Consider the following 25511-nt stretch of genomic DNA (forward strand, 5'->3'; position numbering starts at 1 on the left):
AAAAATATTTCGGAAAAAAATTTCCTTATCGACGAAATTATACAAATAATTATTTTTATTGACATATATATTTAAAATTTTTTTAATAATATGAACTTATAGAATGGTTGAAAATATAAACTTTTTGGAAATGAAATAATTTTCTGAAAAGTTTTTTGCGTTTTTGGCATGTCTTTTGCTCTATTAAAATGCGATTGGTTATTATATTTAAATTTTAAGAAATGGAGAAGATAAAATGTCTACACAAAATCAAACTTTAGAAAAATCTTTTAGTACAAAAGATGTTTTAGCAATGGCATTTGGGACCATGATTGGTTGGGGATGGATTATGCTCTCTGGCCAATGGGCTGCTGATGCAGGAATGGTAGGTGCAATTATAGCCTATGTAGTAGGTGCACTTCTTTGCGTATTTGTAGGGTTAACATATGCAGAATTAACACCAGCTATCCCATGTACTGGAGGAGGAGTTGTATTCTCATATAGGGCAATGGGTTATTGGCCAGCTGTTATTGCAGGACTTGCTACTGCTTTTGCTTATTTAGGTGTTGCAGCTTGGGAAGGACCCGCTTTTGCGACGGCAGTAAATTATGTTTTTCCGATTCCTAGTATTGGTTTTCTTTGGAATATAGGGGGATATGATATTTATGCATCATGGGCATTGGTAGCTATAATTGCATCTATAGTTATTACAATTGTTAATATAAAAGGTGCAAAACAGGCTGCAATATTTCAAACTATTGCAACCGCTGGCATTATATGCGTTGGAATTTTATTTTTATCTGGTGGAATCGCTTTTGGAGGTACAGAAAATGTAACTCCTCTTATAACCTCTTTTAAAGGATTTAGTGCTGTCCTTCTTATGGTTCCTGCTATGTTTGTTGGATTTGATGTTATTCCTCAATCTGCAGGAGAAATGAATGTACCTCTCAAAAGGATTCCCATTATATTAATTCTTTCAATTTGTGCAGCTGCTATATGGTATATGTTGATGATTTTCGCAACTTGTATGTCAGCACCAGCAGCAGTTAGAATGGAAGGTACAATTCCTGTAGCTGATGCAATGGCATTTGCTTTCGGAAATCCTGTATGGGGAAAAATTTGTATTATCGGAGCTATTTGTGGTATTCTTACAAGCTGGAATGGATTTTTATATGGTGGCGCAAGAGTATTATTTGCTTTAGCAAATGCAAAAATGTTACCTGCTTTCTTAGGAAAAATACATCCTAAACACCATACTCCAGTAAATGCTATAATTCTTTGCGGAGTTATATCTACATTTTCTTGCTTTTTAGGAAAGGGAGCATTGGAATGGTTTGTAAATGCCAGCTCATTTGGAGTAGTTATAATGTATGCAATGGTAGTACTTTCATTCATATTCTTAAGAGTAAGGGAACCTAATATGGTAAGACCTTATAAAGTTAAATATGCAAAATTAGTTGGTGTATTAGCTATAGGCGTATCTTGTTTCTTTGCTTATATGTATCTTCCAATGGGACCTAGTCCTTTAGCACCTATAGAATGGTCATTTGTAATTGGTTGGTTTATTTTTGGTCTTTGCCTCGCTTTTTACGCAAAGAACAGATACAAACATGTTACTGAAGAAGAGAGAAGTATAATGCTATTTGGAGCACAATGTGCAGTTGAATATACAGAAAAAGAAAATGAATTTTCCTTAAAAAAATGTAAACTAGCAACAGAGAATAAAAAATTATAAGATAATAAAATAAATAGCTTTATTTTATAGACTATATATTAAGTTTGCCATATTTTGTAATAAATCCCCTGATCAGCTAAGAATTTTATTCTTAGATCAAGGGGATTTATTATTATAATTATTTAATAAAGGGTAGAATTGTGTAATTTTTTATGATTTAATAATTATAAAGATTTGTTTATATGGGGAACAATAAGATTATGAATGAAAGACAAAGTTTAAGAAGAGTATTAGGGCGTACTGATGTTATTGCTCTTGCTATAGGTACCATGATAGGGTGGGGCTGGATAATGCTGGCGGGTAATTGGGTCAGTCAGGCTGGTCTTATTGGTGCTATTGGTGCATTTGTCACCGGTGCTGCTTTCTGCCTTTTGGTAGGAGTAACCTATGCTGAATTAACTGCTGCATTACCTATTGCCGGAGGTGAAATGGTTTTTGCATACAGAGCATTGGGATATAAGTTTTCCTGGTTTGCCAGTTGGACAGTGGCTTTAGCATACCTTGGAGTAGCTGCATGGGAAGGAATAGCCATTGCCACGGCAATAGATTATATTATTCCATTACCTAATTTTGTTACCCTTTGGAGTGTATCAGGTGACCCCGTATCCTTACCTTGGGCAGTTGTTGGTGCTTTTTGTACTTTATTGTTAAGTATTTTAAACCATTTTGGAGCAAGACCAACTGCAATTTTTCAGGTTATGGCAACATCTGCTATAATTTTAGTTGGCTTTATGTTTTTTTTCGGGGGTATAGCATATGGAGATGTAGAAAATATAGGAGTATTTATTACAGATAAAATAGGATATTTTGCAGTACTTATGATAGTACCTTCAATGCTTATAGGTTTTGATATAATTCCTCAGTCTGCGGAGGAAATGAATTTACCAAGACGAGAAATAGGTAAAGTTTTGATGGCTTCTATATTGTTGGGTGCAGGGTGGTATATTTTGATGATGATTGGTATATCATTGTCTGCTCCTGAAGAAATCAGAAATACAACACCCATTCCAATTGCTGATTGCATGGCATATGCTTTTGGAGAAAAAGGATTCGGAGATTTACTTATTTTAGGAGGAATTTGTGCAATTTTAACAAGTTGGAACGGTTTTATGATGGGAGCTACCAGAATTATATTTGCTATGGGAAGAGCAAGAATGTTACCAAAAGCATTTGGAGAGCTTCATCCAAAATATAATACTCCGACTGCCGCTATATGGCTTGTAGCTATTATTTCTGCAGGAGGATCTTTACTAGGGAAAAATGCACTTCTTTGGCTAGTGCATGTCAGTGCTTTTGAAGGAGTATTGGCGTATTTAACCGTGTCTATATCTTTTTTACTAATAAGGAAAAATGAACCGGATTTAAACAGACCTTTTAAAACTCATTTTGGAATATTAATTGGTAATTTTGTTATGATAGGTGCTATTATTTTTGTGTGTATGTTTATAATATCGTCACCTATATCGCTGCAATGGCCTTATGAATGGATGATTATTCTTTTATGGTATATGCTGGGGGTAATTTTTACATTTATAGCAATAAAAAAAGATAAGGTAACCACACCAATTAGAGAAATTTTAATATTTGGTGATGTTTATGCAAGGAAAGAAAAACTATGAAAAATAAATTTGCTTTTGGAATAATTGTAATAATTTTAATAAGTATTTTATTTAGTTATTACTATTATAATAATGTTAAAAATCACAATACTAAGATGGGTATAGACATAACAAATACCTTAACACCTCAAGAACAAACTTTTATAAAGAATAATAAGAAAATTAAAATTGGTGTATCTGATCAATTGTCTCCTTTAGTCTTTATTGATGAAGAAGATGAAGGAAAAGTTAAGGGTTTGGCTGTAGATTTTATGGATATTATTGCAGAGCAGTTAAATCAGGATGTTGAATATGTTTTTCTTAATCAGGACGAGCTAAAGGATTCTTTAATAAATCAACAGCTGGATGGTGCTATTATGTCATATCGAAGAGAAGATAAAAAAGTCTTTTCTTTTACTATTCCTATAATCCCAGTTAAAGGAGTTACTGCTAAATTAATTGACTCGGGACAATCTAAGGATGATGAAGAACTTTCTGCAAGCAGTGATCCTGTTAATTTAATTGATACAAGAAACGTACCGTCAGTGGAAGCTACAATTAAAGATATTTTAGCTGATAAAAATATTAATGAAGAAAAAAAGGTCACGGCTGTTTTAGGTAATGAACCGGCTTTAAGGTATTTTATAGAAAAAAATTATGCACTGGATCAGTTTGTATTCAGCAGAGATTATAAATATGATGGAAATTTTTGTATTGCATTGAATTCCAATAATGAAATATTATATAAAATTTTAAATAAGTCAATTTATAAACTAGATAAAAACTTTATTCTTTCGCAGCTTCAAGGTAAATGGTTTACAATTTCTTATCCTCTTGAAAAGAAGGGGATTACAGAAAGCATAAGTATACTCTTTACTATAATAATAGCATCAGTCTTATGTGTTTTTTATATTTTTTATGGAACTAATAAGGCTTTGTATGAAGAACTTGGATCTAGAATGGAGCAAGTATTAGATAGTAAAAATGAATTACAAACTACTTTTGATGGTGTATCATATTACATGATAGAAATAGATTTAAAAGGGAAAATAGTAAATGTAAATAAAGCGTTTAGAGAGTTTTTACGGGAAAAGGAAACGTTACTCATAGGAAAAGAATTGACAGAAATTTTAGATATGGAGTTGGAAAACAAAGAATTATTGACAAATATCATATTACAAGGAATAAAAAAAGGTGAAGAACAAAAGAAAGAAATTGTTTCAGGAAAGAAAATTTTAACATGCAGAGTGTTTCCTGTAAAAAATGCAAGAGAAAAAGTTGTAAAAATTTTAGTTACTATACAAGATGTAACAAGAGAAAAAACTGCAGAAAGGCAAATGGTACAGGATAATAAAATGATCGCTGTTGGACAGCTTGCTGCAGGTGTTGCACATGAAATAAGAAATCCTTTAGGCCTTATTAGAAATTATTGCTATGTTTTGAAAAATTCAAAACAAGAAGATTCCTTAAAAAGAGAAAAAGCAATTTGTGTTATTGAAAAAGCAGTGGATAAATCAGGTAAAATTATTGATAATCTTTTAAATTTTTCACGCAAATCTAATCATGAAAAGGAGCTAATAAAATTAAAATCCCATATTAATTCTGTTATATCACTGCAGCAAAACAGAGCAATTAAAAATTCAATAGAAATTAAATTAGAATGTTCAACTTTATTAGAGACATTTGTATTAGTTGAATCATTTGATATGGTTTTAATTAACTTAACTGCTAATGCGTTAGATGCTATAGAGAGTCAAATTTCCAAAGAAGATATAAAGGGGCTTTTAAGCATTAGCTGTATAGAAGATGGTAATTATATAAATATTGTTGTCGAAGATAATGGAGAGGGAATTCCTAAAAATATTCAAGAAGAAATTTTTAATCCGTTTTTTACTACTAAAGAAAAACGAGATGGCAATGGCTTGGGATTATATATAGTTTATAATGAAATTCAAAAAATGAATGGACGAATTCAAGTGGAAAGTACTGTTGGAAAAGGAACAAGGTTTACGGTTGTTATTCCCAAAGTGGAGGTGGGACAAAATGAGTAAACAATTAAAGATTTTAATAGTAGATGATGAACAGGATTATTGTGATGTTATGAGTATGATACTTAGCGGAGAAGGGTATATTGTAGATTCTTGTAATAATGGACAAGAGGCTTTAAAAAAGTTAGAAACAGGGAATTTTGATTTAGTTTTAACTGATTTAATGATGCCTAAAATGGATGGAAATCAATTGTTAACAGAGATTAAATCTCTATATAAAGATATGGAAGTTATTATGATGACCGCCTACGGTACTATTGAAAAAGCTGTAGCTGCAATGAAGCAAGGGGCTTATACTTATGTTACTAAAGGTGAAAATCCTGAACAACTTTTAGCTGAGATAAAAAGACTCAAAGATGTCAAGGCTTTAAAAGCTGAGAATCAAAGATTAAGACAGAAATTAAATACAACAGACTATCTGTTGGAAAGTAAAAATTCTGATTTTCAAAATTTAATTGAAATTACCCAAAAAGCTGCTGACAGTTCAGCAAACATTTTAATTTTAGGAGAATCAGGTGTTGGAAAAGAAGTATTTGCTAGATTTATTCATAAATGTAGTCAGAGAAATGAAAACAACTTTGTAGATATAAATTGTCATGCTATTCCAGAGACCGTATTGGAATCAGAGTTATTTGGACATGAAAAAGGAGCTTTTACCGGTGCCACAAACAAAAGAATTGGTCGATTTGAGGATGCAAATAATGGGACTTTATTTTTAGATGAAATCGGGGATATCCAATTAAGTACCCAAGCAAAACTTTTAAAGGTTATAGAAAATAAAAAACTATATCCTGTAGGTAGTAACACTCCTATAGAAGTTGACTTTAGATTATTAACGGCTACAAATAAAAATTTGCAGCATGAAATAGAATTGGAAAATTTTAGAGAAGACTTATTTTATCGTTTGTCTACAATTACTATTGAAATTCCACCTTTAAGAAATCGTAAAGAAGATTTACCTAATCTTATTGATTATTTTCTCGAGAAAAGCCAGGCAGATATGAAAAAAGTTATTAGAAAAGTTGAAACAGGTGTAAAAAATTTTTTAATGGAATATTCTTATCCGGGAAATGTGAGAGAATTAAAAAATCTTATTGAGAGACTTGTTGTACTTTCTGATGATGGAATTATCAAAGAAAATCATTTGCCTAATTATTCTGTTGAAAATCATAATTCTAAAAATATCATAAAGAAATCATCTTCTGCAATAAGTATAGAAAATGACGATAAAAATTATGAAAATTTAACATTAAAAGAAGTAAGAAAAGATGTAGAAGCTCAATATATTCAAAAGATTATTACGCAAGAAAAAGGAAATATGAATAAAGTGGCAGAAATTTTAGGTATTACAAGACGTCAGCTTACGAATAAATTAACAGAATTTAATTTGTAAATTATAAATAATTAATAATTTATAATTATTAATTATTGTAGAATCTATCAGGTAATATAAATAAAAAAAGGTATAAAACCTTAAGAATACAAGTATCTTTATAATAAGATAAATATTAAGGGGGTTTTATTGTGCTTTATTATAAAAAAATAGCTTTGATATTAGTTTTGGTAATGGTAATTACCATGATACCTATGAGTGTAATTGCAGACGAAAAGCTTGTTGATACTGTTGATTCTAAGGCAAAAAGTGAAACGGAAACGACTGGAATGTCAGTGGATGCAAAAGCAGCCGTACTTATGGATGCAGGGAGCGGAAAGGTTATATTTGAACAAAATGCTCATGATAAATTACCACCCGCCAGTGTTACTAAAATAATGACAATGTTACTTATTTTAGAAGCTGTTGATAGAGGACAAATAAGTTTAGATGATAAGGTTACAGTTAGTGAGAGAGCTGCCGGCATGGGCGGAAGTCAGATGTATATGGAAGCCGGAGAACAACAAACCTTAGAAACATTAATGCAAGGCGTTGCAATTTGTTCAGCTAATGAAGAACATAGATAAACATCATTATATAAAAACGTTGAACTTACTTGAAAGTAAGTTTTTTTTATTACGAGGAAATATATTTTGCCATATTGATGTAATATCAAAGAAAGCACATTAATACTCGATAGAATTCAGATTATTAAATTCCCAATATGTAAAAATAATAAACTTTGATTTTAAAGTGTACTTTTTTATATAAGAAATACATGCTTAAGATATTGGCGAAGTATTATTTAATTATGTTGGTAAATAATATAAATATTATTAAAATTTAAGAGGTAAAAGAGGTAAAAGAAAAAATGATTATATTATCTATGATATTTTTGCATATAGTAGATGATTTTTATTTACAAGGATGGCTTAAAAACGCGAAGCAAAGGCAATGGTGGGTTCAAAATGCACCACAAGACTTATATAAATATGATTATCTTTGGGCATTGTTGATCCATTCATTTAGTTGGTCCTTTATGATTATGTTTCCTATAATGGCAATGAGCAATTTTCAGTTAAATTTTAATTTCTATGTTTGTTTTTCTGTAAATGTTATAATTCATTTTATTACAGATAATTTTAAAGCAAATAAAAAACGTATTAATTTGATACAAGATCAATGTATTCATATGGCGCAGATTCTAATAACTTATATTATTTTGGTAATATACTTATCTTGACCATTGTTAAACTATATGATAATTTTATTATATAGTTAAATCATGTATATTAAAGTTATGGAGGTGTTAATATAGAGAATTTTGATTTGTCAAAGTGTATTGGATTTGTTACTAATACAACAATGAAGACAATAACTGAAGATTTTAATAGACGCTTGGAAAAGCAAGGTATGACAAGGATACAGTGGATAGCTTTATATTTTTTAAATAGGGCTGATAAATCAATTAGTCAAAAACAATTGGCATCTCTTATGAATATTCAAGATTCTTCTTTAGCAAGATTGATAGACAGAATGGAAAGAGATGGACTTATAAACCGTGTAGAAAATTCAGATGATAAAAGAGTTAAATTTTTGGAGTTAACAGAAGTAGGTAGAGAAAGGATTGACGAATTGCTGCCTTTGGGAAAACATTTTAGTGATTTGCTGCTGGAAGATATCACCGATGAAGAATTAGATATATTTGATAATATATTAAAGAAGATGTTAAATAATATCAAAAAGTATTAAATGACCTTAAATAATGGTCATTTTTTTTATTAAATAAATTGATTTTCATATAAATATTCTTGACAATAACAAATTAGTTGCTATACTAATAATTAGCTATACAAATTTAATTTTTGGAAATTGGAAATTAATAAAGAGTATAGAGAATAATGAGTTAGGAAAAATTAAATTTAATGATTAAAATTAAATTAATTAAAAATTAAGGAGGTAAAACGATATGGCTAAAGATGTAAGAGAAATGTTAAATAGTTTTGTAGGAGGGATTGAAAATCTTAGTACTACTAATGAAGATATGGCAGCAGCTTTTATGGGATTATTAGGTTCGGTTTATGAGCCAAATAAATTAGATGTAAAAACTAAAGAGTTAATTAGCATTGGAATTGCTTGCTATAACAGATGTGAATATTGTATAGTATATCATTCATATAAAGCATTTGAAGCAGGAGCAACAAAAGAAGAAATTCTTGAAGCAGCCATGGTTTCTGTTGGTTTCGGCGGTGGTCCTTCTATGGCATATTCCGTAACACTTTTAAATGATTGTTTAAAAGAATTTGAAAACGATTTTAAATAAAACCCTTAGGATATTATAAAAGGAGGCGTAAAAGCCTCCTTATAAGGAGAACAGTATGACAGAAATTACATTAAAAAAATTATCAGGCGAAGATAAAAGTGCTAAAATAGGTAAAATTTTAATTGAAGAAGGTCAAAGTATCGAAGAAGGTGATAAATTATTTAATGCAGAATCGGGTAAAGGTAATTTTATCGTAAAATCAGAATATAAAGGGAATATAACAAAAATACTTATTGAAGAAGGTCAAAAAATAAAAATAGGAGATGTAATTGCCCATATTGACGGTGAAAAAGTTTCTAAGCAATCATTAAAAACAGCATCAAATAAAGGATATAGCTTTGGACTTGCAAAACCAAAAAAAGAAGAAATAGATTGTGATGTGGCTGTTATTGGAGGAGGTCCTGGAGGCTATGTTGCTGCAATAAAAGCTGCACAATTAGGTGGAAAAGTCGTTCTCATAGAAAAAGATAAAATTGGTGGAACATGTTTGAATTATGGTTGTATTCCAACAAAAAGTTTTGTAAAAAGCGCACATCTATATGATGAAATTAAAAATAGTATTGAATTTGGTATTAAAGTTAATGATATTTCAGTTGATTTAAATAAAATAGTCACTAGAAAAAATAAAGTAGTGGAAACTTTAAAAGATGGGATCAAGCATCTTTTAGAACATTGGAATATCAGGCTTATAGAAGGAGAGGCAATTATATCAGATGACAATATTAAAGTAAATAATCAAAAAACAGATGCTTTAATAAAACCTAAAAATATAATTTTGGCAACAGGATCTTCACCATCAAGATTAAATATTCCGGGGTCAGACTTACAAAGTGTACTAACTAATGAAGAAATATTAAATCTCACTGAAATACCAAAATCTCTTACTGTGATAGGCGGTGGAGTTATAGGTATGGAATTTGCATTTATATTTAATTCATTGGGCAGTGAAGTTACAGTTATTGAATATTTAGATGATATCTTATTTAATTTTGATAAAGATATTATTGAAGTTATAACCGAAGAATGTAAATTACGACATATACAACTTTTTACGGATTCAAAAGTTGAAGAAATATCTTTAGCAGAGGATGGCAGATTAATTACAACCTTTTCTCAAAAAGATAAAAAGCGATTTATTATAGGTGAAAAGATTTTGATGTCAGTAGGAAGAAAACCTAATTTAACATCAGTAGATTTACAAAATTTAAATATAGGTTTAAATTCAAAAGGAAATGGTATTGAAGTTGACCAATATATGCGTACTTCTAATCCGTGTGTTTATGCTATTGGTGATGTGACAAATATAATTCAACTAGCACATGTTGCAAGCCATCAAGGTATTGTTGCAGCAGAAAATTGCATGGGTAAGCCAAGTTTTATGCATTATGATGCTGTGCCAAGTGCTGTATTTTTATCACCGGAAATAGGTATGGTAGGTATATGCGAAAAAGAAGCAATAAAACTAGGAATAAAATATAAAGTAAGTAAATTTCCGTTTGCTGCAAATGGAAAAGCATTAAGTCAAGGAGATATTAAAGGATTTGTAAAAATTATAAGTAATGAGGATGATAATATAATATTAGGTGCAGCAGTTATTGGACCATCAGCTACAGATTTAATCTCTAATTTTACGTACTTTATTCAAAATAAAATAGATTACAGAACATTAAATAATACTATATTTGCTCATCCTACAACGGCAGAAGCAATACATGAAGCTGTATTATCTATTACTGATGAGGCGATCCATTTTGCATAAAATATTTATTTCAAATAGTATTAATCCATATTTTAATTTAGCTTTTGAGGAATATTTACTTAATAATATTAGCTCAAAAGATAATATTCTTTTTTTATGGCAAAATGAAAATACAATAGTAATAGGAAGAAATCAAAATCCTTGGAAAGAGTGCAATCTGGAGGAATTAAAAAAACAAAAAGGAAAACTTGTTAGAAGATTATCCGGAGGCGGTGCAGTATACCATGATTTAGGTAATTTAAATTTTACATTTATATCTGAATATAATGAAGGTATTGTAAAAGAAAATGTTGAAAAAATTATAGATGTTTTAATTTTAAACGGAATCAAAGCAGAATTTAATGGTAAAAATGATATCTTATCAGATGGGTATAAAATTTCCGGCAATGCTTATTTTATAGAAGATAATATGATTTGTCACCATGGAACATTATTGGTAGAATGTGACGTAGAAAAAATGGTAAGATTGTTAACGGTATCTCAAAAAAAACTTGAATCTAAGGGTATTGATTCAATAAAGTCCAGAGTAATAAATATTAAAGATCTAAATAATAATATTACTGTTGAGTCTTTAAAAATAGATTTAACAAAAAACCTTACAGATTATAATATTAATTATGCATTTGTCGACGAAAATAAAATTGAAAGTAAAGATATAAACTTAAAAACTGTTATAGCATTAATGAAAAAATATGAAAGTTGGGAATGGAACTTTGGAGCTTCACCCGAATTCAATGTAGAATTTAATGAAAAATATTCATGGGGGGAAATAATTATTTATCTGTTTATAAAAGATGGCAAAATAATGAAAGTAAAATCCTATACTGATGCGTTAGATGTAAATTTACCAAAAAAAATAGAATCTTTATTATTAAATACAGAGTTCGATGATAATAAAATAGAATTCTTAATGAAAAATATTAAATAATACTGATATTAAATGCTCTTTTAAAATAAGGGCATTTTTTAGTATGCATAAAAGTCAGACGGTATGGAGCGTTCTCGTTAAACATAAAAAAACAAATGAATGTATATTAAAAATAATAAAAAGTTAATATTGCAGAATAAATTTATAAGTGAGTTTGTAAATTATATTTTTATTGAGTTGCTTGTATTAAATTTGACAATATTTGCTATTAAGTATAGTATTAAATTATACAGTTTAAGGAGGTTAGTATTATGAGAAAAGTAGATTTATTAGTTATTGGTGGAAGTGCTGGAGGAATTCTAAGTGCAAATACTGCAAGAAAAGTATATAAAGATATAAGTATTACGGTAATTAGAAATACGAAAACAGTAATGGTACCTTGTGGAATCCCATACATATATGGGACATTAAAAGATACCTCAAAAAATATTATCCCAGATAAAATGATTACAGATAATAATATAGATTTAATCATTGATAAAGTAACTAAAATAAATAAGGAAGAAAAATATGTTTTAACTGAAAATAATGATCAAATTAATTATGATAAACTTATAATCGCAACAGGTTCACTTCCTATTGTTCCATCTGTTATTGGCAATAATTTAGAAAATATATTCTCTATATATAAAAATGAAGTATATCTAAATGATATTTTACAAAAAATAAAGGATTTAAAAGATATTGTTGTAATAGGAGGAGGTTTTATAGGAGTAGAATTCTCTGAACAAATGCAATTAAATGGAAAGAACGTTACACTGCTACAAAGAGGAGATAAATGCTTAAGAAGAAATTTTGATGCGGAATTCAGTGCTGAAGCAGAGACTTTACTTAAAGAAAATGGTGTAAATGTAAGAACAAATTGTAAAATCAAAGAGTTCGTTGGAAAGGGAAAAGTTGAAGGAGTAAAGCTGGAAACTGGAGAAATAATTAAAGCAGATGCTATAATATTAGGTTCTGGAGTAAAACCTAATTCAGATCTTGCAAAAGATGCAGGTTTGAAAATAAATGATAATGGTGCAATTGCTGTTAACGAATATATGAATACATCTGATGCAGATATATTGGCAGTGGGCGATTGTGCTGAAAAAGTAAGTTTCTTTACGAGAAATGATGTTCCTGTTTTATTGGCTTCGACAGCAGCTTTAGAAGCTAAGATTGCAGGCTATAATGTTTTTAAAAATAAATTAACAAGAAAAAATAAAGGGACTATCAGTGCATTTTCAACAAAGATATACGGGGCAACTTTAGGGGCTGCCGGTTTAACAGAAAAGCAAGCTATAGAAAATAATTTCGAATATGTTATCGGAGAATTTAATGTTATGGACAAACATCCTGGTTCTCTTCCAAATACTAAGAAGATACATATGAAGTTAATTTTTTCAAAATATTCAGGTATAATCTTAGGAGGACAGATTTCAGGAGGAGATACCGTTGGAGAAATGATTAATATAATAAGCTTAGCAGTGCAGCAAGGAATGACTGCGGCAGATTTAAATACTTTCCAAGTTGCAACACATCCCCTTTTAACTGCTTCTCCTATAGCTTATCCAATTAATGGGGCGGCAATGAATGCAATTGAAAAAATGTAATATAATTAAAGAAATAATATAAAACATATATTTATACTCTTTATAGAAAATATAACCTATTTATGTATATAGGTTATATTTTTTTGTCTTTTTTTCTTTATAATGAAAGCTTCTAATTGCATAATTTAATATCATTTTAAATTATATAATAGCATATAATACTATATATTTTTTAAAATTTATGAATAATGGAGGAATTATTATGGCTGAAAAACCTATTTCAAAAGATACAGGAAACTGTAAAGTAGTTAATATATTTAAAACAGATGATGAGGAGGAGAGAAAAAAATTGTTACAGGAAGGCATAGCAAACATAATTTGCAGAACAGAAAGTAATGAAGTTATTAAATATATAAGGGTAAAATAAATTTTAATAAGGGGTTAAATCATGCAAAAAGTCGCAATTTATTGTCGTTTATCGGATGAGGATAAAAATAAACAAAGCGATATGCAGGATAGCGAAAGTATACAAAATCAAAAAACAATGTTGATAAATTATGCATTACAAAATAAATGGGAGGTATACGATTTATACAGTGATGATGATTATTCTGGAGCTGATACAGGTAGACCTGAATTTAACAGACTTTTATGTGATGCTGAGAATAAAAAATTTAATATAGTTCTAGCTAAGACACAGTCAAGATTTACAAGGGATATGGAAATTGTTGAAAAATATCTTCATAATAAATTTATACGATGGGGTATTAGATTTATTAGTGTGGTTGATAATGCAGATACATATAATAAAGGTAATAAAAAATCTAGACAAATAAATGGCTTGGTTAATGAATGGTATTTGGAAGATTTATCAGAAAATATTAAAGCTGTATTAAATTCAAAGAAAAAACAAGGTAAATATGTAGGAGCTTTTGCGCCCTATGGATATTTGAAAAACCCAAAAGATAAAAATAAATTAATAATTGATGAAGTTGCAGCTGAAAATGTCAAAACTATTTTTAAATTATATATACAAGGATATGGTTTAACTAAAATTGCACAGTATTTAAATGATAAAGGTTATCCTTGTCCCTCCGAATATAAGAGGTTAAATGGAGAAAATTATATACCAAGGCAAAAGGGAATAAAAGGTAAAATATGGAGAGATACATCTGTAAGCTTTATTTTAAATAATAGAATGTATTGCGGTGATATGGTACAAGGAAAAACTGAAACAGTAAGCTATAAGGATAATAGGAAAATCAGAAAGAAACCATCAGAATGGGTTATTATAGAAAATACTCATAAGCCTATTATATCTAGAGAAATTTATTTTAAAGCTTATGATATTGCTAAATTAAGGACGAGGCCTGAAAATAGTGGAAAAAAGCATATATTTGCAGGAAAGATAAAATGTAGTGAATGTAATTCTGTTTTAGTGAAAAGATATGGAGCAACCAAAGATAATAAATATTTTATTTGTCCAATGAAAAAATATGGTGTTTGTGAAAAAGGGGCAACAATATCATATAATCTGATTTGTGAGGCAGTATATAGTGAGCTTAAACAGACTATAAAGGAGTATGTATCAGAAGACGAAATTAATAATCTTATAGTTGAAAAAAATGTAATTGATGAAAATATTAAATCTATACAAACGATATTATCATCTATTGAGCAGGAATTAAAGGATTTAAATAATGCTTTAGAAAATTTATATATTGATAAAGTGAGAAACATTATTAGTGAAGAACAGTTTAGTAATATGAGCAAGAGCTTTTTAGATAAGCAAAAAAAACTAATTTCCCAAAAATCTGTTCAAAGTAGTCAAATTAAAAAATTAATAAAAAAAAATAACCTAAAAAATGAAAAGATAGAAGTTATCACTAAATTTTTAAATTTAAATGAATTATCAAAAGAATTAATTGATGAATTTATTAATTGTATATATGTAAAGAATACAGAGTATAAAGGCATAAAAGAAATTACTATAAAATGGAAATTATAGTAATTATCACATGCAGCTAATGATGCTTGCGTTGCAGCTGCAGAATTTCATTCTGGAACAGTGGAAATCTTTGTAGAGAATATGAATAAACGTGCAAAAGAACTTGGTATGAAGGATACACATTTTGTTAATACAAATGGTTTACCAGTAGCAGATCATTATACAAGTGCATATGATATAGCATTGATGTCAAGAGAACTTATTAAACATACACATACAAAAGACTGGTTTAATACTTGGCAGACAACAATTAAAGTTGGATTAGAGGGGAAAAAGCAAACAGAATTAGGTCTTACCAATACAAATAGATTGATAAAGATGTATCCGGGTGCAAATGGTATTAAAACGGGATTTACTCAAGATGCAGGATATTGTTTATCTGGATCTGCAACTAAAGGTGATCTGACACTTATTTCAGTAATTTTAGGATGTAAAACTTCCAAACTAAGATTTTCAGAAACATGTAAATTGATGGATTATGGATTTGCTAACTATGAATCGGTAAAAATTGCGGAAAAAGGTGAACCATTTGGGTCTATTGAGCTGGAAAAAGCCACGCCAAGTATAATTGATGCAGTATCTCCTGAAAATATAAGTATTTTGGTTAAAAAAGGTAAAAAGGATGGAATAAAAGGGGAGACTATATTTAAAAAGTCTATTTATGCTCCAGTTAAACGAGATCAAGAAGTTGGTGAAATTGTAATTTATCAGAATGATAAAGAATTGAGCAGATATCCTTTGGTAGCTGCAGAATCAGCAGATAAAGCTACTTTTGTAGAACTTTACATACGAATGTTAAAAGAGGGGGTAAGATAAACAATGAAAGAGTACGCGATTGCGTTTTCGTCATTTTATAAAGCTATTTATGCTCAAGAGAAACTCCAAGAGAATCATATTAGGTCTACATTAAAAAAATTGCCGCCTGAGTTTTTACGCTCATGCGGCTATGGACTTTATTTAAAAACCGACTCAATTCAAAGGGTCGAAAATATATTGACAAATAGTCAAATTGACAATCGTGGAGTTTTTATTATTTAAGATTTTCAGGATTTAGGCCTTTTAGTTCTTCTAGAACAAAGAGGCCGTCTTTTCTTATTAAGACATCATCAAACCAAATCTCTCCACCGCCGTATTCAGGTCTTTGAATCATAACTAAATCCCAATGTATAGCGGATTTATTTCCATTAAAGGCATCTTCATAGGCTGCTCCCGGAGTTAAATGAAAACTTCCCGCAATTTTTTCATCAAATAAGGTATCCTTCATTGGATGTAATATAAACGGATTTACACCGATGGCAAATTCGCCGAAGTAACGAGCGTTTTCATCGGTATCAAGAAGTTCATTGATTCTTTCATCATTATTAGAGGTAGCTTTTATGATTTTCCCGTCTTTAACTTCAAATACAATGTTATCGTAAGTAAAGCCTTGTTCTTCAGAAGGTGTATTGTAAGATATTTTTCCGTTCATTGATTCTCTAACTGGTGCAGTATAAACTTCTCCATCAGGAATATTGCGTTCGCCGTCACACTTTATTGCACCTATGCCTTTAATTGAGAAGGTTAAATCTGTTTCAGGTCCAACTATATGAACTTTATCTGTTTTATTCATTAAATCTACAAGAGGAGTCATTGCATCAGACATTTTTTTATAATCTAAAGTACATACATCAAAATAGAAATTTTCAAAAGCTTCAAGGCTTGTATTGGCAAGTTGTGCCATAGAATTATTAGGATATCTTAATACTACCCATTTTGTCTGGTTAACTCTATAATCAAGAACGGGTCTTAGTATTTTACTGTACATATTTAGTTTAGCTGAAGGAACATCTGATAATTCGGCAGTATTTGAACCAGCTCGAATTGCAATATAAGCAGCCATACCCTGCATTTGTGCAAGCTGGTACTCATTCATAAACTGAATTTGTTCTTCTGTAGAGCTTAAAAGAATTTCTCTTGTAATAGATGAATCTCTGATTTCCACATAAGGAAAACCTCCGCAAGCATATACATCTTTAATTATTTGTTTTACCAATGGCTTGCAGCATTCTCCTTCATATGAAATTAAAACTTTTTCACCCTTTTGTACATTGCATGAATAATGTACAAGAACATCTGATAATTTATTTAATCTAGAATCCATAAAATAATCTCCTTATATATAAAATAATAATTAATAATTTTAATATGTATAAAATAATTAGAATTATTTTACACTACTTGTATTTAGTATAACCCAAAATTAGGTATTTTAAAAGTGCAATAAGGTAAAATTTGTTTTACCTAAAAGATTGTTTGTGCTATAATTTAACTCGAAAAAGACAGTAGTATTATGTTATGATAAATCTAATAAAAGTATAAATTAAATCAGTAGATAATTACTAGTAAGGAGATAAAAAAATGCAAGAAAGATGTAGAATTATTATGAGTCAAGTTATGCTGCCTCATCAGGCGAATGTTGCAGGAAATGTTCATGGTGGAGAAATTATGAAATTCATGGATACTGCGGCAGGTGCAGTGGCTATGAAATTTTCCAAAAGTAATTGCGTTACAGCTAGAGTAGATGAACTTGAATTTCATCTTCCAATTTTAGTAGGAGCATTAGTAACGTGCACGGCAAGCGTTGTATATACAGGTAGAACTTCTCTGGAAGTTTTTGTAAATGTTGAATCGGAAGAACTTGATTCAGAAAGGGGCCCACAAAAAGCACTTTCTGCTTATTTTACAATGGTTGCTATGGGTAAAAACGGAAGACCTCAGTCTGTTCCAACTTTTACACCGGAAACAGAAGAAGAAAAAAATCTCTATGATAATGCAAAAGTGAGAAAAGAACAGTTTAATAATAGAAAAAAGAAATAATAACAATTAATATTTAGATTTGTTGATATTTTGGTAGTTGAATAACCGCCAATTTTAATAACTTTTCTGATAATTCTTAGCAGCATAACAATATTTTATAAATAATAATAAAAGGAGCTTAGTATGCTCCTTTTTTCTTGCATGGGTAATAATCTTGTGGTATATTAATAATGCTGCGAAAAGGTCTCTAAAAAATCATAAAAAGCTATAATAAACTAGATTTTAAATAATTATGGAAGCGTATCGAAGTGGTCATAACGAGCTTGACTCGAAATCAAGTTGTCCGCAAGGGCACGTGGGTTCGAATCCCACCGCTTCCGCCATCGAGAAAGCCTGAAACCATGCGGTTTACGGGCTTTCTCATTTTTTATTCCGCTTTCTTTTCTTGTTTTTTGTCTTGCATCTCTTCTAATTTGATGGAGAGATGCAGTTACTCGGTGGACGCTGAAAATCCCAGACCAGCCATGAGTGCAGATGCACTGGATAGCTTAGAATTGTAGTCCAAGTGTGCGTAGATATTTGCTGTGGTACTAAAATTCGAATTCCACAGCCATTCCTGAATCTGCTTCACTTCATACGGAAACGTTTATCTTAAGAGTTAAAAGAGGTTTTCCTTTCGAACAGTTTATATACAGGGAAGCTCTTAGGACGTACTGTTTTATTATATCCCCCAAATCGGCACAATCAAATTCTGGCTATCAAATGCCGATAGTCGGTCTGTCATACAAAGCACTGCTCCTGTCCCACGCTCTAAAGAGGCTTTATCTATAACCCCGAATACCCGGGTAAGTTGACTATGGGGCGTAGCAGTTTTCTTGATTTCCATAGGGTATAGCTTACCGCTGTCTTCCAACAAGATATCTATTTCTTTGGTATCCTTGTCACGATAGTAATAAATGAAAGCTTCTCGACCGCAATTCTGATAGCTTTTGACAATCTCGGACACCACAAAATTTTCAAGAATCGCACCGCTCATTGCACCATTCATCAGTGTGTCGCTATCTCTCCATTTGGTCAGATATGCCACCAAACCACAGTCATAGAAATACAGTTTGGGTTTCGTAACCATACGCTTAAGCATATTGTTGGAATATGGGTGGAGATAAAATACAATTCCCAGCCTCTCCAAAATACCGAGCCAGTTTTTAGCCGTAACCTGGCCAATCCCGGCAGCATCAGAGATGGTCTTATAATTCACCATCTGCCCACACAGAGCGGCAGCTGATGTGATAAAGTCCATAAATTTAAGTGAATCAATGGCACCAGATATCTCTTTTACATCTCGATCAATATAGGTGCTGATATAGCTGGAATAAACCGTCCGGTAATCGCTGTACTGCCCGCTGATTAGAGCAGGCATCCCACCTCTGAAAATACGCTCATAAAGTGCAGGAGTATCAACTGAAGTCCGCTCCTTTATCCGCTGTGATAGTTGCTCCAAATCCAGCACAAAAGGTGCTGTCGCAGAACCATAGATTTCAGCCTGTGACATGGGTGCCATATGAAGCAGGCAGACGCGCCCAGCCAGAGATTCCTGTATTCCCTCCATTAATTTGAACACCTGTGAACCTGTCAGCCAAAAATCACCGGCACGATGGTTCTGGTCAACATGTATTTTAATATAGGTGAACAGCTCCGGTGCATACTGCACCTCATCGATAAATACCGGTGGTTTATGAATTTGCAGGAACATCTTCGGGTCATTCTTTGCCATTTGGCGCTCTGTCAAATCGTCCAGTGTAACATACTCCCGTCCTATGTTCTCCTCTGCCGCCAGCTTTTGCAGCATGGTAGTTTTTCCGACCTGCCTGGGACCGGTAAGCAGCAAAGCTGGAAACTCTTTGGAAAGGCGGAGAAAAGTATCCTCCATTGCTCTGTGTATATAATTCATGAAATCACCTCTTCGTCTAAAATTATTACCTACTATATTATAGCCGATACATTGTATCTGGTCAATGTGTTTTCGGCTATTATCTGTATTAATTATATTTTAGACGAAAGCATTAGGATATATACAATTGAAAAAGGGAGTTCCCAGCATTTCAATGCTGAGAGTCCCTTTCTCTATTTCGGTTGATCAGGTATTTACCCTTGTAAATAAATCTCGGCAAACAGCTTGCTTGCCACCTTAAAGCCTCCTATAAACGCCTGGGTTTCATCAAGATAACACAGATGCATGTTTTCAGAAATGAAATGCTCCAGCAACGCCTTCATTTTCGGGTACAGTTTGCTTTCCAGCTCTTCGTAGGCTTGTGTAGCCAGCTGATTTGCCTCAGCATATCCATCTATGGACGGATGTATATTTTCACTTGGGTATAAGTTCCCATAATATAACTGCTGAAGCACTGTAAATAATAACGTCTATTTTACCGTATCCAAACTAATTTTGTAAATTTTTGGAGGCAATCACATTGTCGCTAAGCCGGCGGAACACCAAATGGGAAACCATACACAAACCGAGACAGACAGTAAATGCACCAAAATAAATCCAATAAACATTGGCCGATAGGTATTCGAACAGCACACCATAGATTACCTGCCCAATAGGATTACCGCACATGACAAGGCACATGAGTAGAGCCATGACCTTCCCTGTGAGGGTGGCAGGGGTAATCTTCTGCACATATGTAATTATTTCTATGTTGAAAAGCGTTGAAATTGTCATCATTATTACGCAGAAGCCGGCAATAAGCAGATATGCCGTCATTGAGTCTATTGGTAAACGCAGTGCAAGACCCATTGGAAGCAGAGTCGCCGTACATCCGAAAATCAACATTGCTCCACGGCTGACTTTTAGCTTATGGCCAACAACACCTGAGAGCAGTCCACCCAATAGTCCACCAGCCGCCAGTGCTCCCTGCGCATATCCGTAAAGTCGGTTGCCTGTGGCTTGGTCAAAGCCCAGATGGCTGGTGACAACAATGGGTAAGCCTACAATGATCAGTGCGGAAAACACCAGATTGACCGCAGTGAGCAGCAACCCTAAACGTCCAATCTCCGGATGCTCATGCCGGATAAACTGCCAGCTTTCCCGCAGGTCAGCAGCCGCTAGAGAAATTATGCTCCCTTCAAAATTCCGCTTTTCAAAGGGTATATGAATGAAAATTTCCATTACGGCAGAGAGGAAAAAGCAGACAATGCTGAGATACAGAATCGGCTTTATTCCATAAAATCCGAAGATCATTCCGCCCAGCACAGGACCTACCACTCTGGCAAGTGAGTTTACCATGTTAATAATTGCGTTTCCGGCCATCAGCTTGTCGGGTGGTGTCAGCACCGGCAGCGATGCTTGTACTGTGGGTTGATAAGCGCCCTGAATGCCGTAGAGCAGCATCAGAACGGCAATGAGCAAAGGTACCAGAGGGAGGGTCTCAAAACATAGCGCATAAAATAGCATCAGTGCTGCAGTAAAGAAATCTAGGCATACCATTACGTTTCGTTTGTTCACCCGGTCAGCCACCATACCGCCCACTGGCGATAGCAGCAGCATGGGAAGAAACGACAGCGCCATTGTCGTACCATATAGCGTCGCCGAATGTGTTTTGTTGAGCAAGTATAGTGGCAGCGCGAAGCGCAGTATATTGTTGCCAAACAGAGAGATGATCTGTCCGATTACAACCATTAAAAAATCTCTTTTAAATATTTTTGTATTCACGATATTTCCTCCTGATTTAATGCCGAACGACGGTATGTATATATTTAAAAATAAATGTTCTTTACTGGGCAATTATTTTATTCATGTTCTTATTTGCAAGAGTACAGTAGCGCCGGTAAGATTTAAGCATCTGCTCATCCAGCAACTCAATTCCCATGTTCTTTAGCATCAAATTAAAAAAGTGCACCCGCTTTTCCATGCTGTCAACGTCTGCTTCAAGCACTAACGGATTAAGCCAAAGGTTTGTCAGTATAATGATGACCTCTGAAAGCTCCCTTGGATACTCTGTAAGAATCGAACCGTCCGCCACACCCTGCTCAATAACCGGCTGCACATAGTTTGGCACAACATCCAAAAAAATTTCGCGTATCTGCATGGACAGCAGTTTTGGATTTTCCAGCATATTGGGTGTAACTGTAAAAACAATGTCTCGGTCGGAGCTGGAAAGTGACAAACAAAACATCTTTTTCAGTTTTGCATAACCTGTGAGTGCAGAATCATCTCGAACGGCCTTTAATTTTCTGATGATTTGTTCATTATACCGGTCGCCCACTGCATTGAATATTTCTTCTTTAGACTTGTAATGGTGGTAGACGGCTCCTTTGGAAAGGCCACCAAGACCATCAATAATATTCTGAATAGAAGTGTTTTCATAGCCCTTCTCTAGAAACAGCCTTTGAGCCACGTCCAGTATCAACCGGCCGGTCTCCTCTGGGTATTTGTTCCGTGCCATAATGCACCTCCTTCTCTTATACATACCAACAGTATGTATAAATTTTAGTACGGTATTTTAGCTTTGTCAAGCAAAATTTTAAAGAATATTGAACATTGAAATCTTAAGTTGCTTGATAAGCTTCCAATTATTTCTTGTTGTATAAACAATGCAAAATTCACATGAGTCCATTATACCATGGTTTTACCAATAAGCATTGTCACAGTCACAAACGTGGCGGCTTTTTCTATACCTAAAACAAAAACAGAAGGAAGAGGTCGTATTCTCATGTCTTAAGTGAAGCTAAGTTACTTCTTAGAAAAATATACTGGTGCGGTTAATTTAGAGATGCATATAACTACCAAAAGAGGCGAAACTAAAATTGTAAGATGAATTGTATATGGACTATGAAAGCGTATCCGTTTATATGTTAGTGTACAGCATTTTAGTGCTGGAAGGTTCTCAGCTCACAGGCTAGTATATTGCGAAATCGCTGCCGTATGATCAGCAGAAAATTCTCACCGATTACTTTGAGAAAAGGATGTAATAAGGCAAATCAAGTTTTGTTTAAATCCTACTATAGTTTTTACATTTTTTATGATGTATAATATAGAAAATATAAAATAATTTTAAATTTTGAGGTTATAAAAATGAATATTGGAATGATTAGTTGTGTTGTTATGGCAGTAATATTTGGAATGTTATCATTAGTTTTTACTTTTCTAAAGGATGAGGGAGCAATACTCATCAGTGGTTTTAACACTATGCCGAAAGAAGAAAGAGAAAAATATGATAAAGAAAAAATGAGTGCTGATCAGAGAAATGAGCTTCTTAATTGGACAGTTGTTTTTATTATAGGTTCTTTTGCATGCTATTTTATAAATACATATTTTGCTATTGTTGCCTTTATTGTTTGGTTAATATTATTTTTTAAAAATGTACATTTTAATACCAATAAGGCTTTTGAAAAGTATAGAAAAGGATAATTATAATTTTGCCAATATATAAAAAACTTCATATGAGTTTTATTTAATGTTGTATTATTATTTATCAATATATAGAAAAAAGCTTTCTATTATATTTTTACTATAGAAAGCTTTATCTATATAAACTTTTGTATCTTGTGGAATTTGCAGAAAGTGATATATTTATAACCTTTTAATAAAAGTTATTATATGTTGTTCCGTCTTCTAATGATATTCCTTTATATTCACTTAATTCACTTACTGTTACAAGCTGATATCCTCTTTTGATCAATTCAGGGATAATATATTCAGCTGCATCAGCAGTACTCTCATAAATATCATGCATAAGTACAATATCACCGTCTTTTACATTTTCAAGAATGGAATTACATACTGTTTCTGCATCTCTGTTTTCCCAATCTAGCGTATCAAGTGACCATAGAATGACAGGCATGTCAATTTGTTGGCTCGTGTCTTCATCCATATAGCCATAAGGAGCTCTCATTATTTGAGAAGTAGTGCCAGTAGCATTTTGTATAATTTGCTGGGTTGTATTCATTTGATAACATATTTCTTCATCAGTGAGACTGGTAAGATCTTGATGATTTAAAGTATGGTTTCCAATTTCATATCCGCTTTCAATCATACGTTCTAATAGGTTTGGATTATCTTCTGCTTCGGTTCCCAAGACAAAGAAAGTTGCTTTCGCATTATTTTCTTCTAATACATCAAGTATTTTTGATGTATAGTATTGTGAAGGACCGTCATCAAATGTTAATGCAATCATTGGCTTGTCAGTATCGATTTCCTGTACTGTTTCGTTTCCTGATGTTGCAAAGGCAGTGTAAGGAATTATTGTAACAATAAGGATTGTTAGAAAGACAGTAATGATTCGTTTTGATTTTCTCATCATTTTTACCTCTTTAAAATATTTTTAGTTATATCGTATTTACATATTGGTCATAACCATTTATTTTAATGAATATGAAATATGTACATTCTTTGTGTGGTAATACATTTCATCTTTTCTTTATATTAGTACCATATTTATTATTGATTACCAGTTAATTTAGTTAATTATAGGATAATAAATTAAAATTTACTTAAAAATATTTAAAGAAATCTTTCGAATCAAAAAATAAAATAATTAAAAAGCAGCATTTAGATTTTTAAACTATATGCTGCTTTCTAAATAAATAATATTATTAACAGTTTGTTAAGTTAGTTTGGTAATTCAAAAATATCCTCCACAGTTGTTTTTAGTAATCTTGCAAGTTTCATGGCTAATTCTAGTGTTGGGTTGTATTTATCATTTTCTATAGCATTTATAGTTTGCCTGGTTACGCCTAACTCCTTTGCAATATCTTCTTGCCGTAATCCTATGCTTTTTCGTAATTCTCTGATTTTATTTTTCATACTATTGCCTCTTATATTTCTAGAAAGAAAACAATAGCACCGAAACCAACAAGGCATACAATAACCGCAGTAAGATACCATATGAGGCTATTTTTTCCTCTTTTATCTCCGGCTTTCCATTTAGAAATTTGTGTAACAAAAAAATAAACAACATTTTGAGCTATCAAAAGATAAAAGGGTAGCGTAATATTCCCTAATTTTATAAAATCATATACTCCCCATACAAATAATGCAATAATAGTAAATGACCATGCCCATTTAATAGAATCTAAAGCTATTTTTGTTTCCATCTCATCCATTTTTCTCATAATTCAATACCTCCATAATGTATAATTGTTTTGACATTTTTAATATAATATCTGGCAAAGAAAATGTCAAGAACTTTTGACATTTTAAAACTAAATATTTTAAAATCTCCTTAAATATGAAATACTTTATATTAATTGTAATGATAAAGGAACAAAAAGAATTAAAAAAAATATTAAAAAATTGAAAAATTTATATCTTTTAATATTGATATAGTTTATTAATTACTCAACTTTCCCACTAGGGAAATGTTAATGCACCTTGAAAAATGAATATGAATCTGCTTTAGGATATATAAAAAAGTCCTAATTTTTGATAT

The 25511-nt window shown here is 31.7% G+C and carries 25 protein-coding genes, 1 tRNA gene and 1 pseudogene; 19 read left to right on the top strand and 8 right to left on the bottom strand.

Going from position 1 to position 25511, the window contains the following annotated elements:
- Positions 1-235: 235 nt before the first annotated feature.
- The 16 genes and pseudogenes from K292_RS16465 to K292_RS0108055 all read left to right on the top strand — a co-directional run bounded on the left by K292_RS16465 (position 236) and on the right by K292_RS0108055 (position 16320).
- Entirely contained in the window at positions 236-1714 is a 1479-nt protein-coding gene (locus tag K292_RS16465; protein ID WP_051280517.1) for an APC family permease, read from the top strand.
- A 200-nt stretch (positions 1715-1914) separates the two neighbouring features.
- Entirely contained in the window at positions 1915-3333 is a 1419-nt protein-coding gene (locus K292_RS16470) for an APC family permease (protein ID WP_051280519.1), read from the top strand.
- Positions 3330-5363 carry an ATP-binding protein gene (locus K292_RS0107995; protein ID WP_027399397.1) on the top strand — a complete coding sequence of 678 codons (2034 nt, stop codon included), beginning with the start codon at positions 3330-3332 and terminating at the stop codon, positions 5361-5363. The genes K292_RS16470 and K292_RS0107995 overlap by 4 nt, the downstream gene beginning before the upstream one ends.
- Positions 5356-6753: a sigma-54-dependent transcriptional regulator gene (locus K292_RS0108000; RefSeq protein ID WP_027399398.1), complete on the top strand. Its 1398-nt coding sequence runs from the start codon at positions 5356-5358 to the stop codon at positions 6751-6753. The genes K292_RS0107995 and K292_RS0108000 overlap by 8 nt, the downstream gene beginning before the upstream one ends.
- A gap of 131 nt (positions 6754-6884) precedes the next feature.
- Positions 6885-7319, top strand: a complete 435-nt coding sequence (locus K292_RS0108005; protein ID WP_027399399.1) for a D-alanyl-D-alanine carboxypeptidase family protein — start codon at positions 6885-6887, stop codon at positions 7317-7319.
- A gap of 284 nt (positions 7320-7603) precedes the next feature.
- Positions 7604-7975 (top strand): DUF3307 domain-containing protein, encoded by a 372-nt coding sequence (locus K292_RS0108010; RefSeq protein WP_027399400.1) that lies wholly within the window; start codon positions 7604-7606, stop codon positions 7973-7975.
- 86 nt (positions 7976-8061) lie between these two features.
- Positions 8062-8484 (top strand): MarR family winged helix-turn-helix transcriptional regulator, encoded by a 423-nt coding sequence (locus tag K292_RS0108015; RefSeq protein ID WP_245570843.1) that lies wholly within the window; start codon positions 8062-8064, stop codon positions 8482-8484.
- 217 nt (positions 8485-8701) lie between these two features.
- Positions 8702-9055 (top strand): carboxymuconolactone decarboxylase family protein, encoded by a 354-nt coding sequence (locus K292_RS0108020; protein ID WP_027399402.1) that lies wholly within the window; start codon positions 8702-8704, stop codon positions 9053-9055.
- A 55-nt stretch (positions 9056-9110) separates the two neighbouring features.
- On the top strand, positions 9111-10814 hold the full coding sequence (lpdA, locus tag K292_RS0108025) for a dihydrolipoyl dehydrogenase (protein WP_027399403.1): 1704 nt from the start codon (positions 9111-9113) through the stop codon (positions 10812-10814).
- Positions 10807-11742: a lipoate--protein ligase gene (locus K292_RS16475; protein ID WP_037372841.1), complete on the top strand. Its 936-nt coding sequence runs from the start codon at positions 10807-10809 to the stop codon at positions 11740-11742. Before lpdA ends, K292_RS16475 begins: the two co-directional genes overlap by 8 nt.
- A gap of 251 nt (positions 11743-11993) precedes the next feature.
- Positions 11994-13334, top strand: coding sequence for an FAD-dependent oxidoreductase (locus K292_RS0108035; RefSeq protein WP_027399404.1), 1341 nt, complete (start codon positions 11994-11996; stop codon positions 13332-13334).
- A 202-nt stretch (positions 13335-13536) separates the two neighbouring features.
- Entirely contained in the window at positions 13537-13701 is a 165-nt protein-coding gene (locus tag K292_RS18605; RefSeq protein WP_156900504.1) for a hypothetical protein, read from the top strand.
- A 21-nt stretch (positions 13702-13722) separates the two neighbouring features.
- A complete protein-coding gene (locus tag K292_RS0108045) occupies positions 13723-15282 on the top strand; it encodes a recombinase family protein (protein ID WP_027399405.1) in 1560 nt (519 codons plus the stop codon).
- A 24-nt stretch (positions 15283-15306) separates the two neighbouring features.
- Positions 15307-15705 (top strand): annotated as a pseudogene (locus K292_RS19280) (D-alanyl-D-alanine carboxypeptidase family protein); the annotation flags it as partial.
- Between the two features lie 48 nt (positions 15706-15753).
- Positions 15754-16098: a hypothetical protein gene (locus K292_RS19285; protein ID WP_281168540.1), complete on the top strand. Its 345-nt coding sequence runs from the start codon at positions 15754-15756 to the stop codon at positions 16096-16098.
- A 3-nt stretch (positions 16099-16101) separates the two neighbouring features.
- Positions 16102-16320 carry a DUF3343 domain-containing protein gene (locus K292_RS0108055; protein ID WP_027399406.1) on the top strand — a complete coding sequence of 73 codons (219 nt, stop codon included), beginning with the start codon at positions 16102-16104 and terminating at the stop codon, positions 16318-16320.
- Here the strand turns inward: K292_RS0108055 and K292_RS0108060 are convergent.
- Positions 16313-17422: an aminopeptidase gene (locus K292_RS0108060; protein WP_027399407.1), complete on the bottom strand. Its 1110-nt coding sequence runs from the start codon at positions 17420-17422 to the stop codon at positions 16313-16315. The two genes, K292_RS0108055 and K292_RS0108060, sit on opposite strands and share 8 nt — an antisense overlap.
- 257 nt (positions 17423-17679) lie before the next feature.
- Here K292_RS0108060 and K292_RS0108065 point away from each other — a divergent pair, with 257 nt between their 5' ends.
- Positions 17680-18138, top strand: coding sequence for an acyl-CoA thioesterase (locus K292_RS0108065; protein WP_027399408.1), 459 nt, complete (start codon positions 17680-17682; stop codon positions 18136-18138).
- Between the two features lie 234 nt (positions 18139-18372).
- Positions 18373-18461: transfer RNA gene (locus K292_RS0108070), tRNA-Ser, on the top strand.
- A 338-nt stretch (positions 18462-18799) separates the two neighbouring features.
- Here K292_RS0108070 and K292_RS0108075 read toward each other — a convergent pair.
- The 4 genes from K292_RS0108075 to K292_RS0108090 all read right to left on the bottom strand — a co-directional run bounded on the left by K292_RS0108075 (position 18800) and on the right by K292_RS0108090 (position 22526).
- Complete coding sequence (locus K292_RS0108075; RefSeq protein ID WP_027399409.1) at positions 18800-20029, bottom strand: ATP-binding protein; 1230 nt, start codon at positions 20027-20029, stop codon at positions 18800-18802.
- 194 nt (positions 20030-20223) lie between these two features.
- Positions 20224-20484, bottom strand: a complete 261-nt coding sequence (locus K292_RS0108080) for a DUF6809 family protein (RefSeq protein WP_027399410.1) — start codon at positions 20482-20484, stop codon at positions 20224-20226.
- A gap of 34 nt (positions 20485-20518) precedes the next feature.
- Positions 20519-21793 (bottom strand): MFS transporter, encoded by a 1275-nt coding sequence (locus K292_RS0108085; protein ID WP_027399411.1) that lies wholly within the window; start codon positions 21791-21793, stop codon positions 20519-20521.
- Positions 21794-21854: 61 nt separating this feature from the next.
- Positions 21855-22526 (bottom strand): TetR/AcrR family transcriptional regulator, encoded by a 672-nt coding sequence (locus K292_RS0108090; RefSeq protein ID WP_027399412.1) that lies wholly within the window; start codon positions 22524-22526, stop codon positions 21855-21857.
- Between the two features lie 629 nt (positions 22527-23155).
- On the opposite strand from K292_RS0108090, the gene K292_RS0108095 reads away from it, so the two are divergent.
- Positions 23156-23491, top strand: a complete 336-nt coding sequence (locus tag K292_RS0108095) for a DUF3784 domain-containing protein (RefSeq protein WP_027399413.1) — start codon at positions 23156-23158, stop codon at positions 23489-23491.
- Between the two features lie 172 nt (positions 23492-23663).
- Here the strand turns inward: K292_RS0108095 and K292_RS16485 are convergent, their stop codons facing one another.
- From K292_RS16485 to K292_RS0108110, 3 genes are all read right to left on the bottom strand, one after another.
- A complete protein-coding gene (locus tag K292_RS16485) occupies positions 23664-24380 on the bottom strand; it encodes a polysaccharide deacetylase family protein (protein ID WP_051280523.1) in 717 nt (238 codons plus the stop codon).
- A 311-nt stretch (positions 24381-24691) separates the two neighbouring features.
- Positions 24692-24886: a helix-turn-helix transcriptional regulator gene (locus K292_RS0108105; RefSeq protein WP_027399414.1), complete on the bottom strand. Its 195-nt coding sequence runs from the start codon at positions 24884-24886 to the stop codon at positions 24692-24694.
- Between the two features lie 11 nt (positions 24887-24897).
- The gene (locus K292_RS0108110) at positions 24898-25194 is read right to left on the bottom strand and encodes a hypothetical protein (protein ID WP_027399415.1); all 297 of its coding nucleotides are present in this window, start codon (positions 25192-25194) and stop codon (positions 24898-24900) included.
- Between the last annotated feature and the right edge of the window lie 317 nt (positions 25195-25511).

It is taken from the genome of Anaerovorax odorimutans DSM 5092 (assembly GCF_000426305.1).
Lineage (GTDB): Bacteria > Bacillota > Clostridia > Peptostreptococcales > Anaerovoracaceae > Anaerovorax > Anaerovorax odorimutans.

Excerpts from the sequence above, each read along its gene's own strand:
- lpdA (WP_027399403.1), top strand. The coding sequence starts at position 9,111 with ATGACAGAAATTACATTAAAAAAATTATCAGGCGAAGATAAAAGTGCT.
- K292_RS16485 (WP_051280523.1), bottom strand. The coding sequence starts at position 24,380 with ATGAGAAAATCAAAACGAATCATTACTGTCTTTCTAACAATCCTTATT.
- K292_RS0108065 (WP_027399408.1), top strand. The coding sequence starts at position 17,680 with ATGCAAGAAAGATGTAGAATTATTATGAGTCAAGTTATGCTGCCTCAT.
- K292_RS0108045 (WP_027399405.1), top strand. The coding sequence starts at position 13,723 with ATGCAAAAAGTCGCAATTTATTGTCGTTTATCGGATGAGGATAAAAAT.
- K292_RS0108000 (WP_027399398.1), top strand. The coding sequence starts at position 5,356 with ATGAGTAAACAATTAAAGATTTTAATAGTAGATGATGAACAGGATTAT.
- K292_RS0108105 (WP_027399414.1), bottom strand. The coding sequence starts at position 24,886 with ATGAAAAATAAAATCAGAGAATTACGAAAAAGCATAGGATTACGGCAA.
- K292_RS0108055 (WP_027399406.1), top strand. The coding sequence starts at position 16,102 with ATGAAAGAGTACGCGATTGCGTTTTCGTCATTTTATAAAGCTATTTAT.
- K292_RS0108075 (WP_027399409.1), bottom strand. The coding sequence starts at position 20,029 with ATGAATTATATACACAGAGCAATGGAGGATACTTTTCTCCGCCTTTCC.
- K292_RS0107995 (WP_027399397.1), top strand. The coding sequence starts at position 3,330 with ATGAAAAATAAATTTGCTTTTGGAATAATTGTAATAATTTTAATAAGT.
- K292_RS16470 (WP_051280519.1), top strand. The coding sequence starts at position 1,915 with ATGAATGAAAGACAAAGTTTAAGAAGAGTATTAGGGCGTACTGATGTT.
- K292_RS0108020 (WP_027399402.1), top strand. The coding sequence starts at position 8,702 with ATGGCTAAAGATGTAAGAGAAATGTTAAATAGTTTTGTAGGAGGGATT.
- K292_RS0108010 (WP_027399400.1), top strand. The coding sequence starts at position 7,604 with ATGATTATATTATCTATGATATTTTTGCATATAGTAGATGATTTTTAT.
- K292_RS0108110 (WP_027399415.1), bottom strand. The coding sequence starts at position 25,194 with ATGAGAAAAATGGATGAGATGGAAACAAAAATAGCTTTAGATTCTATT.
- K292_RS0108090 (WP_027399412.1), bottom strand. The coding sequence starts at position 22,526 with ATGGCACGGAACAAATACCCAGAGGAGACCGGCCGGTTGATACTGGAC.
- K292_RS18605 (WP_156900504.1), top strand. The coding sequence starts at position 13,537 with ATGGCTGAAAAACCTATTTCAAAAGATACAGGAAACTGTAAAGTAGTT.
- K292_RS0108060 (WP_027399407.1), bottom strand. The coding sequence starts at position 17,422 with ATGGATTCTAGATTAAATAAATTATCAGATGTTCTTGTACATTATTCA.
- K292_RS0108095 (WP_027399413.1), top strand. The coding sequence starts at position 23,156 with ATGAATATTGGAATGATTAGTTGTGTTGTTATGGCAGTAATATTTGGA.
- K292_RS19285 (WP_281168540.1), top strand. The coding sequence starts at position 15,754 with ATGGATTATGGATTTGCTAACTATGAATCGGTAAAAATTGCGGAAAAA.
- K292_RS16465 (WP_051280517.1), top strand. The coding sequence starts at position 236 with ATGTCTACACAAAATCAAACTTTAGAAAAATCTTTTAGTACAAAAGAT.
- K292_RS0108035 (WP_027399404.1), top strand. The coding sequence starts at position 11,994 with ATGAGAAAAGTAGATTTATTAGTTATTGGTGGAAGTGCTGGAGGAATT.